This is a genomic window from Arenibacter certesii DSM 19833, from assembly GCF_000429545.1.
Classification (GTDB): Bacteria; Bacteroidota; Bacteroidia; order Flavobacteriales; family Flavobacteriaceae; genus Arenibacter; species Arenibacter certesii.
In genome coordinates this window covers 1-14,621 of the sequence record NZ_AUCB01000044.1, presented here as the reverse complement: position 1 = coordinate 14,621, position 14,621 = coordinate 1, and the positions used below count along the sequence as shown (strand labels likewise).

The window sequence follows — 14,621 nt, the reverse complement described above, 5'->3', positions numbered from 1 at the left end:
ATCAATATGTATTTAGCCAATATACATATATTTTTATATCAACTCTAAGAATTTCAATTAAATTATGCATGCATAGTATTTATTTCTCAAAAATTTGATGGAATAAATCGTTAATCTCCAAAAAGATGCACTCATAACAAAATATCCATAAATAATAGCATTTTTTTAGCCTACTCCTATGGATGTCATAAACTCGTATTGAATTATCACTATTCTACCGTCACAGATTTCGCTAGGTTACGCGGCTGGTCTACATTACAACCTCTCATTACCGCAATATGATAAGATAATAATTGCAATGGGATAGTAGTTAACAAGGGAGTAAGGTTCTCCAAGGTTTCTGGAACTTCAATCACGTGGTCTGCCAACTCTCTCACCTGCACATCTCCTTGGGTTACCACGGCGATTATTTTGCCTTTCCTAGACTTTATCTCTTGGATATTACTAACAATCTTCTCATAATGTCCTTTACTGGTAGCAATTATCACAACGGGCATATGCTCATCTATTAAGGCTATTGGTCCATGCTTCATCTCTGCCGCAGGATACCCTTCTGCATGTATATAGCTGATTTCCTTTAGTTTTAGCGCCCCTTCAAGAGCTACGGGGAAGTTATATCCCCTTCCCAGATATAGACAATTAGGAGAATCCTTGTACACATTGGCGATTATTTCCACTAATGGATTAGTCAGCAGGGCTTCTTCTACTTTAGCCGGAATTTGCTCTAATTCTGTTAAATATTCATGAAAACGGGTGCTGTTGAAAACGCCTTTCGCCTTGGCCAATTTCAACGCCAATAGCGTTAAGACAGTAATTTGGGTGGTAAAGGCTTTAGTAGAGGCCACTCCAATTTCGGGACCTGCATGGGTATAAGCACCTGCGTCCGTTTCCCTAGCAATAGAAGAACCTACTACGTTACAAACCCCAAATACAAACGCTCCTTTTTCCTTAGCTAGTTTTATTGCCGCTAAGGTATCTGCCGTTTCTCCAGATTGAGAAATAGCGATAAGCACGTCATTTTCCGTAACTACAGGATTACGATATCTAAATTCCGAAGCATACTCTACCTCTACTGGAATACGCGCTAGATCCTCAAATATATATTCGGCCACTAAGCCAGCGTGCCATGAAGTGCCACAAGCTACAATTATAATTCTGTTGGCATTTAAGAATTTCTCTAAGTTCTCATCAATCCCCGCCATTTTTATTATACCTTCCTTTGCTAAGAGTCTACCTCTATAGGTATCCAATATAGCTCGGGGCTGCTCATAAATTTCCTTTAGCATAAAATGCTCAAAACCTCCTTTTTCTATTTCCTCTAGATTTAACTGTAATTCTTGTATAGAGGGATAGGCAATGGAGTTGTCCTTAATTTTGCGCAGTTTTATTTCTTTTCCTATTCGGATAATAGCCATTTCCTCATCTTCTAAGTAAACTGCATTGTTGGTGAATTCTATAAATGGAGAGGCATCGGATGCAATAAAAAATTCGTTTTCCCCAATCCCGATTGCTAAAGGACTTCCCAATTTGGCCACTACTATCTCATCTGGCTTCTGCTTGTCTATTACCGCAATGGCATATGCCCCAACAACTTGATTAAGTGCTATTTGAACAGCATGACCCAGCTTTACGTTTTCCTTTTTCTTTACTTCCTCAATAAGGTTAATCAATACCTCGGTATCGGTATCCGAAGAAAAGGTATACCCCCTATTGATCAATTCTTTTTTTATGGAATCATAATTCTCTATGATCCCATTATGAATAATAACTAAATCGCCGGAATTGGAATAATGGGGATGGGAATTTATATCATTTGGAACTCCATGTGTTGCCCACCTAGTATGACCTATGCCCAAAGTACCCTTTAAAGACATGCTGCTTTCAGCCTTCTTTTTAAGGTCGTCTACCTTCCCTTTGGTTTTTGATAAATTAATATCCTGACCATCGTAAAGCGCAATTCCTGCACTGTCATACCCTCTATACTCTAAGCGTTGAAGTCCTTTTACAATGATTGGATATGCATCTCTATATCCTATATATCCTACAATTCCACACATATCTTTTCGGTTTAGTTATTTATAAAAAAAAGGTTTATTGTAACAAATGTAGTCGCTTGTTACAATAAACCTTTATATTATCCGATAATTTACCGAAAAAATACCTTAAGTGGTACTTTTTTTGCCCTAATTGGCTTTAGTGTAAAATATTTCGAGTTGTAATTTTCTGTTTTCCTGCCCATTAGGCACATTACCACTACCGATCAATACTGTTCCAAAGGGATTAACAATAGACATCAACGGCACATTCACTTCACTATCATCGGCAAGTAAAGCCTTTCTAGCGTTAGTTACCCTAATATCTGAGGTAACCGTCAAGTTAAGAGTAGCATTAGTAGAATCTCTTACAATAATATCATTGATTAAATTGGTAATCCTAATCTTATATCGATCTCCCTTTCCATCCTCCTTATACAGTTTACCATCGTAATTAGTAATATTACCATTAGCTATATCATCCTGACTCTCCAAAAATGGGTTGTAAACAGGACCTCCATTTTCTTTGTAGAGATATAAAACGGATGGTTCAATAGCATTTGGAGCGGCATTTAGGGTGCTCCTATCGACATAAAACACAAGATTGGCTTCATTAATAATCCAATTCTTATCTTTTATCTGATTGATAATCTCCTCTCCATTAGTCTCATCAAACAGTTTAATCTGCGCATAACTTCCAGCACCTCCCTTAATATAAAGTTTAGAAGCATTATCTCCAGTATCCATTGCATTGGCAATTTCGGTCGGATAATCAGCATTAATAAAGGTGTTCACCGCGTTACCGGAAATAATACCGCTTTGAGCTTCCCTTCTAATCAAAGATAGCAGAAATTCCTTTTCTTCCTTTTTAATAGTAGCGTCGGAAGAACTGGTTACGCTATCATATTCATATGTCATAGTGATATACCCCTGAGTTAGGTCTAACAGCAACAAAATATCATCTGGTACAGACAGGTGGATTCCCCTGAAAAACTCTACAAAGTTAGCCTGACTGAATAATTCTTGACTACCTTCCTTGTCTAAGATATTAGCCTGAAAAAAGGCTTTATCCAAAGGTACTTTTATCCCTGGCGGTGTTCTTTTAGGCTCCTCTTCAGACTCATCTACACCATCCGTATCGGGATTATCCACTGCAAACTCCAAACTATCTTTATTAGAAATCTCAACTTCCCCATCAAACAACACATCTGAAACAAAATTTGGTGAAAATCGCTGGTTTGAGTAGTACGATTGGGCTTCCTGAAAATTACTGTTTGGATCTAAATCTCTTAAAAAATAAGTAGATCGCTCTACCTTAAATCTAAACGGCACATCCCTATTTCCAAATATACTATCCAAATCAAATATTTTTGGTTGCCTACTTGGTGGAGTTCCATCAGCAAGACTATCCTTCACCTCTTCTCCATCTTTATCTGCAAAGGGGCTCACCAAGAAAGGGATGTACAAATAAACCTCTTTCACCGTTTCATTCTCCTTTACGGTAAGACTACTACTATCGGAATCAGCTTTAGCCTCTACTTCGGCCGAATACTTTCCAAAAACCGGATTAACGGAAGAGAGCTGTACTTGTGTAGTAATCGAGGCCTCCGTTGTTCCATAAATTGGATCGTTAAAGTTACCTATCTGATAAACTGGAATTCTATTGGTCCTTACCGCTCCTACTTTTTTATTATAAGCAAAAACATCGAATACCGCTTTGTTAGCCGTAAACGGCTCATTGCCCACCACTCCGCTACCTAGCGTGGTAAAATCCTCTTCACACGATATAAAAGTTGCTGAGAGCAGCAGACCCAATACCGCTGATAAGGTTAATCCTTTCCTTAAATTCATTTAGATTATTTTAATACTTCGGTGTTATAAAAGTTCATGTAAGCTTCTTCAAACTCATGCAAAGCAACGTACGGCAACACTGGTTTTTCAAGGTTGGAAATATGGTCCTCCAACTCTTTTGGAAGATCATCGGCAGCTAATATAATAGCATCGGAATTATCCACTGCAACTTTTAACAAATTATTATAAGTGGGATTTTTTAGACCATTTAAACTCTCTTTATCAATACCGTCAAAGGCGATTTTATCCACCAAATTTGCATCTAGAGCACCCTCAAACCCTTCCCCATAAACAGACATTACTATCTTACTCTCACCAAATAAAGGCTCATCGGCATAAAACTTCTTTAAATATAACGGCAGCAAAGAAGCCATCCATCCATGTACGTGAATAATATCTGGAGACCAATTTAATTTCTTAACTGTTTCAACTACACCCTTTGCAAAGAAAATAGCTCTTTCGTCATTATCTGGAAAAGACTTACCTTCCTCATCTGTAAAAGTAGCTTTCCTTTTAAAGTACTCATCGTTATCTATAAAATAGACCTGAATACGCTCTCTTGGGATAGAAGCAACTTTAATAATCAGTGGCATGTCCATGTCATTGATCACTAAGTTCATCCCAGATAATCTTATTACTTCATGTAGTTGATGTCTTCGCTCATTAATGTTTCCAAACTTGGGCATAAATATCCGTATCTGGCCTCCATTACTGTTGACCATCCTAGGGGTTTCATAGGACATTAGGGAAACTTCATTCTCTGGTAGATAGGGTACTAATTCAGAAGATACAAACAATATCTTTTTACCATTCATACAAACTATTTTTTATTTCTAGTGCAAACGCAGCTGCAAAATTACAAAAATTATGCAGATTAGCAGTATTTATAGTAAGTTTGCTGTCTTTTAAGCAAATCGGATGAAGTTAATAAACACGATTAAGGAACTTAATTTACTTTTAGAATCTTTGGATAAATCCAAAACTATAGGCTTAGTTCCCACCATGGGCGCCCTACACTTGGGGCATATCTCCCTAATAGAACAAGCCATTAAAGAGAATGACTTTACCATTGTAAGTATTTTTGTAAACCCCACTCAGTTTAATAATAAAGAAGACCTTGCCAAATATCCAAACACCTTAAATGAGGATATTTTACTTTTAAAATCTGTTTCTAACCATATTATTGTCTTTTCACCTAGCGCAAATGAAATCTACTCGGGGAATATTAGTTCCCAGTCGTATGATTTTAACGGACTAGATAAAGTAATGGAAGGAAAGTTTAGGAAAGGCCACTTTAATGGAGTAGGCACCATTGTTGAAAAACTACTTACTCTTACAAAACCTACACGGGCTTATTTTGGTGAAAAAGATTTTCAGCAACTCCAGATTATCAGAAAACTCGTAGCAATTAAAGATTTGCCCGTATCAATAATTGGCTGTCCAATTATAAGGGAGTATAATGGACTAGCTATGAGCTCCAGAAATGAAAGGCTGTCCGAAACCCTTAGAGAAGAAGCAGCCTTTATCTATAAAACCCTGAAGTCTGCCAAAGAAAAATTTGGCACAAAAAATGCGGAGTATATAATGGATTGGGTGAAAAATGAATTCAGCGCTCAACCAAATCTAGAATTGGAATACTTTAAAATTGTAGATGAAGCCCAATTGCAACCGATAAGCGAATTCGACAAAAACTCTAAATACCGGGCATTTATCGCAGTTTATGCAGGAGAGGTAAGACTTATAGATAATTTAGCCCTTTAAAATAGTTAGACAATCCCAATGCCATTAAGACGATTATCCTAAAATCTGAATATAAAACCTAAAATGATTAACTTTGTCCTATGCTAATAGAAGTAGTAAAATCTAAAATACACCGGGTAAAAGTAACTGGAGCCGACCTAAATTACATAGGCAGCATAACCATTGACGAAGACTTAATGGATGCCGCCAATATTATTAGGGGAGAAAAGGTGCAAATTGTGAACAATAATAATGGCGAGCGATTAGAAACATACGCCATTCCAGGTACTAGAGGAAGCGGCGAAGTAACCTTAAATGGGGCCGCAGCTAGAAAAGTGGCCGTAGGTGATGTTTTAATATTAATTACCTACGCACAAATGGACTTTGAAATTGCTAAGACCTTCAATCCTTCTTTGGTATTCCCTAACGAGGAAACCAATCTTTTGACCTAGTTTTGAATTCCTCCACTAAGAAAGCCTTAAAAACAATACTCCCAATTGCATTGGGAGTATTCTTAATTTGGTACTCCTACTTCTCTACCACGGAAGAGGAGCGGAGGCAAATAATTCACTATATAAAAAACGCCGACCTTTTTTGGGTAGGCATTTCCATTTTACTTGGCATAATGACCCATATCTCCCGAGCTATAAGGTGGAATTACCTCCTACAACCTCTTGGATATAAACCAAGTTTGGTGAATAATATTTTAATATTGCTCACTGCTTATTTTACCAACTTGGGAATTCCGAGATCTGGTGAGCTATTAAGGGCAACTGCATTGACTACCTATGAGAATGTTCCTTTTGAAAAAGGATTTGGAACAATAGTCACCGAACGGATAATAGATTTAATTATGCTCCTGCTGGTTGTTGGCCTTGCTTTTTTTTTACAAACCGATATTATTTGGGGTTTCTTAAAAGATAGAGGCCTAAACTTCACCTACCTGATAACTATAATGATTTCTGGAATTATAGCCTTTCCCCTATTATTCCTATTTGTAAAAAAATCTAAGCACCCTTGGGCTCAAAAATTAAAAAGGCTCCTAAGAGGTCTTTTAGGCGGTATATTCAGCATATTTAAGATGCAAAAAAAATGGGCATTTGTATTCCATACCCTCTTTATATGGACAGCATATGTTGCTATGTTTTGGGTGATAAAATTCACGGTTCTAGAAACGGTAGATCTTTCCATAAGTCAATTACTTGTAGCCTTTGTTGCAGGCGCCTTTGCTATGTCTGCCACCAATGGTGGTATTGGGATTTACCCCATAGCTGTTAGTAGTGCGTTGGCCATTTTTGGGGTCAGCTCTGTATCTGGCGACGCTTTTGGATGGATTATGTGGATTTCACAAACTTTAATGATAGTTGTTTTTGGGGCAATATCTTTCCTGCTTTTACCGTTATGGAACAGAAATAAGTAGTCGCCAAACCAAATCTAACCTATGTTACGCACCTTAACCTTGATTGCGCTCATGCTTTGCATGGGAACAAACGCACAAGTTACCCAAGAAGTATTTGAATCATTTAAACTACAGGAAAGGCGAGATATCTCCTATTATGTACCTGAAACCTACAATCCTAAAGAAAAATATACCCTAATGTTGGTATTGGACGCCGAATATCTTTTTGATCAGGTTGTTGCCAATGCCAAATTTTATAGCAGGTTTCACGGAATGCCAGAAGCCATTGTTGTAGGTGTTAACCAATCTAAATATAATTTACGTTACGAAGATTGTGGATTTGAAACCCACAACGGCCTACCTACAGAAAAAGGAAAACTATTTTTTGAATTCTTGGGAATGGAACTTATTCCCTATTTGGAAAACAAATACAACACTACTCCATTTAAGATGTTTGTTGGATACGACATTACGGCCAATTTTGGAAATTTCTATCTATTCAAAGAAAATTCCCTTTTTAATGCCTATGTAAGTATCTCACCCACCCTGGCGCCTGAAATGACCACAAGAGTTCCAGATCGACTATCAGAAATGACCAATAAGATATTCTATCAATTGATACTAGAGGGAGAGAAAGGAAAAAACACCAATGATATCCTAGCACTAGATCATTCCCTGAAAGCCTTGGATAACGAAAATCTTTATTATTTCTTTGACCAATATCCTAATGCAGACCATATTTCCGTTGCCACCTATGGTATTGGAAAAGCGTTCGACAATATATTTGGAATGTTTAAACCGATCAGTCCAAAAGAATACCGGGAAAAGATACTTACCTCAAACGAGCCAGTGTTTAAGTATTTAGAAGACAAACAGACCTCTATTTCAAATTTATTCGGATTTAGAAAGGTCACTAGCCTTAATGATATAATGGCCATATATGCCGCCTCTAAGAAAAAAGGGGATTTTGAATCGCTGAAACCTTTATCTGCTCTTTGCAAAAAAGAATATCCGGATACCATGCTAGGTTTTTATTTTGAAGCCGAGTATTATGAGCAGTTGGGAGAACCCAAAAAGGCACTTAGGATTTTTGAAAAATCATTTGCTATGGCCGAAATAGATTTCCTTACCAAGGATATGGCTTTGGAAAAAATTCAGGCCATTAAGGCAGATTTTGGATATTAATCCTTAATAAGTGCAGGGACCAATCATCTTCTTCGTCAATTGAAAGCATATTTAATTATTGTTGAGTTCACATGATTATTTGGACACAACATAAGAAATAGACCCTTATATTCACGCATTTCCAAAAATTTTCTATCTATAGTCCTTAAAGGAGAAGAGGAGAAGTTGCATGTCCTATGAGAATATCAAGTCTGGTTTAGGCAGCACAGACATCTCTTTACAAAACCAGAACATGATTTTTGATTCCTTTTACTACCTTAGCGCAAACCATAAAGAGGAAAATGGCGAAAACCAAAACAACTTTTTTTTGTCAGAATTGCGGAACCCAGTTTGCAAAATGGGCGGGACAGTGTAGCGCTTGTAAGGAATGGAATACCCTTGTAGAGGAGGTGGTACAAAAGGAAGTGAAAGTGGCTTGGAAAAGTGACTCCCCTAGCTCCAAAAGAGTAGCAAAACCTTTGCGAATTAACGAAATAAACACCGAGAAAGAACTCCGATTAGATTCATTTGACCAGGAATTTAACCGAGTTTTAGGTGGAGGAATAGTCCCTGGATCCCTTATTCTTCTTGGAGGGGAGCCAGGTGTAGGTAAAAGTACATTGATATTACAGATTGCCCTTAAACTCCCCTATAAAACACTTTACGTATCGGGAGAAGAGAGTCAGAAACAAATTAAAATGCGAGCTGATCGGATAAATTCCGAAAACGAAACCTGCTTTATACTGACGGAGACCAAAACCCAAAACATATTTAAACAGATAGAAGCCACCGATCCAGATATTGTGGTTATAGATTCTATCCAAACTTTGCATACCGATTATATAGAATCTGCCGCAGGGAGTATTTCACAAATCCGGGAGTGCACAGCAGAACTTATAAAGTTTGCCAAAGAGACCAATACACCAGTAATCTTAATTGGCCATATTACCAAAGATGGCGCCATTGCGGGTCCAAAGATATTGGAGCACATGGTAGACACGGTACTACAATTTGAAGGGGACAGAAATTATGTGTATCGGATCTTACGTTCCCTAAAAAACAGATTTGGCTCTACGGCAGAACTGGGAATTTATGAAATGCATGGTAATGGACTACGTGAAGTGAACAATCCGTCTGAGATCTTAATTTCCAAAAACGATGAAGGGCTAAGTGGTACCGCCATTGCCTCTACCATAGATGGCATGCGCCCCTTAATGATAGAAATACAGGCATTGGTTAGCACAGCGGTTTACGGAACACCACAGCGTTCTACAACCGGCTATAACGCAAAGCGCTTAAATATGCTCTTAGCTGTTTTAGAAAAAAGGGCAGGCTTTAAGTTGGGAGCAAAAGATGTTTTTCTAAATATTACTGGGGGCATATCTGTTGACGACCCAGCTATAGACCTAGCCGTTATTGCCGCCATACTTTCTAGCAATGAGGATATTGCCATAGAAAAGGGAATTTGTTTTGCTGCGGAAGTAGGATTAGCAGGGGAAATACGGCCTGTACAGCGTATAGATCAGCGTATTATGGAAGCTGAAAAATTAGGATTTACCACTATATACGCCTCCAAGAATAACAAGATTACCTTACAAAAAACAAAAATACGAGTGGTATTGATTGGCAGGATCGAAGATATTGCCAATCATCTATTTTCTTAGTTTTTTGAATTAAACATCCGCGTTAACACTAGAATTATAAGGACAACCAATAAGATTAGTGCCAACTGCCAAAATCCGATTTTTAAAAAATGCATATTTCTTATTTTATGGTGCGGGATTAGGAATAGCATTGTGGATAACCTCAATACCCAGAAGCACCTCATCGCTTAAAACTACATCTACACTTTCAATATTTTCTTTTAACTGCTCTAAATTAGTAGCTCCAATGATGGTGCTAGTTACAAAGGGCCTAGAATTTACGTAGGCTAACGACATTTGCGCAAATGAAAGTCCATTTTCCTGCGCTAATTTATGGTACATTTCTGTAGCTTTTACCGCAGTTTCACCACTATACCTATTGTAATTCGGAAAAAGAGCGACTCTGCTATTATCTGGCATTTTACCTCCCAGATATTTGCCGCTCAAGACCCCAAAACCTAAAGGCGAATAGGCTAATAATCCCAAGTTTTCACGATGGGCTATTTCTGATAAACCAACCTCAAAAGTTCTATTTAAAAGACTATAAGGATTCTGGATAGTTATCATTCTGGGCAAGGTGACGTGCACCTTACTTTCTTCCAAATACCGCATGGTTCCCCAAGGAGTTTCGTTGGAAACCCCAACATGACGAATCTTGCCTTCCCTGATCAGATCGCGTAAGGTTTCCAAAATCTGATGAAAATTATCTTCCCAGAAATCGGTGACCTCGGGCATATACCCTCTCTTTCCAAAGTAATTGGTAGGTCGGTCAGGCCAATGTAACTGATACAGGTCTATATAGTCCGTCTGCAAACGCTTAAGACTTCCCTCTACTGCCTCAGTAATGGAATCCCTATTAAATCCTGTAGTTCTTATAAAGCTTGTAGCGGGGGACTTACCAGCAATTTTAGAAGCCAGTACTACCTTGTCCCTGTTGCCGTTCTTTTTAAACCAACTACCAATTATTTTCTCGGTATGTGCATAGCGTTCCTCAGCTGCAGGAATTGGATAAAGCTCGGCGGTATCAAAGAAGTTTACCCCTTGCTCTAAGGCATAGTTCATTTGCTCATGGCCTTCCGCTTCTGAATTCTGTTTACCCCAAGTCATTGTCCCAAGACATATTTTACTGACTTCAATATTGGTATGGGGAAGATTGGTATAGTTCATTTTATTGCTTTAAAACGTTGTATATAAATATTTTAGAAAAAATCGGATAAAGAGCTTACCCCTTCCAATTCCAGCAAAATAGGACAGTGATCACTATGAAATGCTTGAGATAAAATTACAGATCTCTTTAAACGGCCCTCCAAAGGTGCGCTTACCAAACCATAATCTAATCTCCACCCTTTGTTATTGGCTCTGGAATTAGCCCTATAACTCCACCAAGTATAGTTATCTGGTTCTTTGTTAAAATGTCTAAAACTATCTATAAAGCCCCTATTTATAAACTGGTCTAGCCATTCTCGCTCCACCGGCAGAAAACCCGAAACATTTTTGTTCCTTACCGGATCATGTATATCAATGGCCTTGTGACATATATTGTAATCACCACAGATAATAAGATTAGGCTTAGATTGCTTCAACTCATCTACGTACTCTTGGAAATCGGCCATATATTGCAATTTATGATCTAATCTAGCAATATTAGTTCCAGAGGGCAGATATAGACTCATTACTGAAACACCATCAAAATCGGCCCTAATATTTCTACCCTCAAAATCCATGTACTCTATTCCGGTACCAAATTCCACATGATCCGGTTTTCTTTTGGAGAGGATAGCCACTCCACTATATCCTTTTTTCTGTGCGCTATACCAATAATGGTAAGGATATCCCGCGGCTTCAAAGATGGTTAGATCTAATTGATTCTCTTGGACCTTAATTTCCTGCAAACAGATCACATCGGGATCTACACTTTGCAGCCATTCTAAAAAACCCTTTTTTAAAGCTGCCCGAATTCCGTTTACATTGTAAGAAACAATTTTCATCCCTATTTTGAATTTTATTCACCCTTAGCCCAGGAGTCACCCAGAATCAGATAGGGCTATTGTACACTCTTTTCTAGTAAAAACCCTAAAAAACAGGGCTAAAAATAGACAATGTTTCCTTAACAGAAAAAGACAAAGGGAATAGTTTCTAGCACTATTTTCAATAGCCTATAAACATTGTCCTTAAGGTTACATTTTATTTGAAATAGCAGAATATTGCTTAAGTTTGCCTTTTTAAAATCGATCCATGAAAACCCACCACCTATTTCTTTTTTTTCTTCTAAATTTCAACTTTTCTAAAGCCCAAGATCCAATTCTAAAGGACAGTATAACGGTATTGGATGAAGTAATTCTTCTAGAGGCCCTAAAATCCTCTGCCGACAACGGGATAGTTCCAACCCAAATAATTGGTGGTAAGGTATTTAGAAATTTTAGCCCAATAGATATAGTATCCTCCATTAATCAAGTTTCAGGGGTGTATATTATGTCCGGAGCATTAAACACGAACAGAATCACCATAAGAGGAATAGGAGCCAGAACATTATATGGCACGGACAAATTACGATTGTATTACAACAATATTCCTATTACCAATGGATCTGGATTTTCCACAATTGAATCCTTTGATTTAGAAAACCTTAGTCATATAGATCTCATTAAAGGGCCAAAAGGGACTAATTTTGGAGCCAATCTAGGAGGGGCTATCCATCTAAACTCCAAACAACCAGCAATAGGATCATCTTATTTTAGAAACAGTTTAACACTTGGATCTTATAACCTAATTAAGAACAACTTTTTGTTTACACTCCAGGAAGACAAGCTTTCCCTTAGCCTTCATTATGGGCACATGGAAAGAGACGGCTATAGGGAGAACAATCGCTTTGAACAAGATGGAATTCTCTTAGACCTAAACTATCGGTTAAGCCCAAAGACCGATATAGGATTGCTTATAAATAATGTAGACTATACGGCCCATATTCCCAGTTCTCTAGGCTTGACAGATTTTATAGAAAACCCGAAACAAGCTGCATTTACCTGGAAAGCCGCTAGAGGGCACGAAGCAAACAACTATAGCTTGGTGGGACTTACACTAAACCATTCTTTTTCAGAAAAATTAAAAAATTCAACCAGCATTTTTTATAATTACTTGGACCATTATGAACCTAGACCATTTGGCATATTGGACGAATATACCCACGGATATGGTTTTAGAACAAAATTTACTGGCAATTTTGGATTGAATGAAAAAGAGATAGCATATAGTTTTGGAGCTGAGCTATATAAAGACGAATATAATTGGAGTGAATTTGAAAACCGCTACAAGGACAACAATAACCAAGGTAGCAAAAAAGGAGATTCTTTTGCCAAGAATAAGGAATTCAGACGCCAATTCAATGCTTTTGGAAATCTTCTATTTCCTATAAGCGAAGCATTTTCGGCACAAATAGGCATGAGTATTAATAAGACTTATTATGATTTTAGGGATCAGTTTAATAAGGGAAGCGGCAACATGAGTGCGGAAAGGAATTTTAAACCCATTATATTACCTAGTCTAAACTTAAATTATGCGATTTCAGACGACATTAATATCTATGCTAATATTAGTAGGGGATTTTCAAATCCAAGCCTAGAAGAGACTTTAACCCCAGAAGGAGTGATTAATCCCGATATTGCCCAAGAAACCGGTATAAATTATGAAGCTGGTACCCAATGGAGTTTATTGGATCAGAATATGCAGATCAAATTGGCACTTTATAGGATGGATGTTAAAAACCTATTGGTAGCAGAACGAGTTGGAGAAGACCAATATGTTGGAAAAAATGCGGGAAAAACAAAACACCAAGGTGTGGAACTAGAAATGGAATATAATTGGAAGCTAGGCACAAAATTAATACTATCACCATTTATCAGCTATACTTATAGTAAGCATCAATTTGTTTCCTTTATTGATGAAGGCAATGATTATTCAGGCAATCCATTAACCGGAGTACCGGCTAACCGTCTTAATTCTGGGGTTCAGGCAACGTTGTCACAACGGCTTTATTGGAATACTACCCACCAATACGTAGGTGAAATTCCCCTAACCGATGCAAACACACTATCCAGTGACTCATTCAATATATTCAATACTAAAATTGGTTATAGAAATCAATTGGCAAAAAGACTATATATGGATGTTTCATTTGGTATAAATAATATTTTCGACACCCAATACGCTAGGTCCGTACTCATAAACACCACAGGTTTTGGAGGCTCAGAACCGCGCTACTATTATCCAGGAGACGGCAGAAATTTATACGGGAGCTTACAGTTAAGGTATTCTTTATAAAGACCATCTAATAAAGGGATGCACTTCTATTGTCTAAGTAGGCTAACAATGCGATCCTTATGAAATTATATCCTTAATACCCCTTTATTACCTATAATAGGCAAAAAATGACCCCCAATGGAATTTAATTCCATTGGGGGTCATTTATAATTAGGCGCATTCAGAATTGACGCAACTGCTTGTTTATCAGGTATTTAATTCGTATATTTAGATATAATAAAACCCCGAAAACGAGTCTCTAGCTCAAAAAACGGGGTTTTTATCTTAATGTCTATGTCCAAGATACGAAGAATCCACGATTTCCAGCACAGTTTTACATTTTCCTCCCAGACCGAAGAGTTCGATGCGTTTTACGCCCGGTTTCTCGAAAGCGATCTTGGCAAGATCTATATCGCCATCCCTTGGGACGAACTGGTAGCGGCCCTTGGTCTGAAGGAAGCCAAAAAGGGCCCAAGGTGCATCTTCTGCGCCAAG

12 protein-coding genes are annotated in these 14,621 nt (G+C 37.8%); 7 read left to right on the top strand and 5 right to left on the bottom strand.

Annotated elements, in window-relative coordinates; genetic code table 11:
- Nucleotides 1-209: 209 nt before the first annotated feature.
- The 3 genes from glmS to G466_RS0116945 all read right to left on the bottom strand — a co-directional run bounded on the left by glmS (nucleotide 210) and on the right by G466_RS0116945 (nucleotide 4,699).
- Complete coding sequence (glmS, locus tag G466_RS0116955) at nucleotides 210-2,057, bottom strand: glutamine--fructose-6-phosphate transaminase (isomerizing) (RefSeq protein ID WP_026814713.1); 1,848 nt, start codon at nucleotides 2,055-2,057, stop codon at nucleotides 210-212.
- Nucleotides 2,058-2,183: 126 nt separating this feature from the next.
- On the bottom strand, nucleotides 2,184-3,884 hold the full coding sequence (locus G466_RS0116950) for a DUF4270 domain-containing protein (RefSeq protein WP_026814712.1): 1,701 nt from the start codon (nucleotides 3,882-3,884) through the stop codon (nucleotides 2,184-2,186).
- A gap of 5 nt (nucleotides 3,885-3,889) precedes the next feature.
- Nucleotides 3,890-4,699, bottom strand: coding sequence for a glycogen/starch synthase (locus G466_RS0116945; RefSeq protein ID WP_026814711.1), 810 nt, complete (start codon nucleotides 4,697-4,699; stop codon nucleotides 3,890-3,892).
- Nucleotides 4,700-4,802: 103 nt separating this feature from the next.
- Here G466_RS0116945 and panC point away from each other — a divergent pair, with 103 nt between their 5' ends.
- The 5 genes from panC (at nucleotide 4,803) to radA (ending at nucleotide 9,851) form a co-directional block, all read left to right on the top strand.
- Complete coding sequence (gene panC, locus G466_RS0116940; RefSeq protein ID WP_026814710.1) at nucleotides 4,803-5,645, top strand: pantoate--beta-alanine ligase; 843 nt, start codon at nucleotides 4,803-4,805, stop codon at nucleotides 5,643-5,645.
- A gap of 80 nt (nucleotides 5,646-5,725) precedes the next feature.
- Nucleotides 5,726-6,076: an aspartate 1-decarboxylase gene (panD, locus tag G466_RS0116935; RefSeq protein WP_026814709.1), complete on the top strand. Its 351-nt coding sequence runs from the start codon at nucleotides 5,726-5,728 to the stop codon at nucleotides 6,074-6,076.
- Between the two features lie 2 nt (nucleotides 6,077-6,078).
- The gene (locus tag G466_RS0116930; RefSeq protein ID WP_026814708.1) at nucleotides 6,079-7,044 is read left to right on the top strand and encodes a lysylphosphatidylglycerol synthase transmembrane domain-containing protein; all 966 of its coding nucleotides are present in this window, start codon (nucleotides 6,079-6,081) and stop codon (nucleotides 7,042-7,044) included.
- 21 nt (nucleotides 7,045-7,065) lie between these two features.
- Nucleotides 7,066-8,208 (top strand): alpha/beta hydrolase, encoded by a 1,143-nt coding sequence (locus tag G466_RS0116925; RefSeq protein WP_026814707.1) that lies wholly within the window; start codon nucleotides 7,066-7,068, stop codon nucleotides 8,206-8,208.
- Between the two features lie 281 nt (nucleotides 8,209-8,489).
- Nucleotides 8,490-9,851, top strand: a complete 1,362-nt coding sequence (gene radA / locus G466_RS0116920) for a DNA repair protein RadA (RefSeq protein ID WP_026814706.1) — start codon at nucleotides 8,490-8,492, stop codon at nucleotides 9,849-9,851.
- A 105-nt stretch (nucleotides 9,852-9,956) separates the two neighbouring features.
- Here radA and G466_RS0116915 read toward each other — a convergent pair whose 3' ends face one another.
- Both G466_RS0116915 and G466_RS0116910 read right to left on the bottom strand, forming a co-directional pair.
- Nucleotides 9,957-10,997 (bottom strand): NADP(H)-dependent aldo-keto reductase, encoded by a 1,041-nt coding sequence (locus G466_RS0116915; RefSeq protein ID WP_026814705.1) that lies wholly within the window; start codon nucleotides 10,995-10,997, stop codon nucleotides 9,957-9,959.
- Nucleotides 10,998-11,029: 32 nt separating this feature from the next.
- On the bottom strand, nucleotides 11,030-11,818 hold the full coding sequence (locus tag G466_RS0116910) for an exodeoxyribonuclease III (RefSeq protein ID WP_026814704.1): 789 nt from the start codon (nucleotides 11,816-11,818) through the stop codon (nucleotides 11,030-11,032).
- A gap of 247 nt (nucleotides 11,819-12,065) precedes the next feature.
- On the opposite strand from G466_RS0116910, the gene G466_RS0116905 reads away from it, so the two are divergent.
- Nucleotides 12,066-14,147, top strand: coding sequence for a TonB-dependent receptor family protein (locus tag G466_RS0116905; RefSeq protein WP_026814703.1), 2,082 nt, complete (start codon nucleotides 12,066-12,068; stop codon nucleotides 14,145-14,147).
- Nucleotides 14,148-14,420: 273 nt separating this feature from the next.
- On the top strand, nucleotides 14,421-14,621 hold a 201-nt coding region (locus G466_RS24285), incomplete at its 3' end, for a hypothetical protein (protein WP_205622052.1).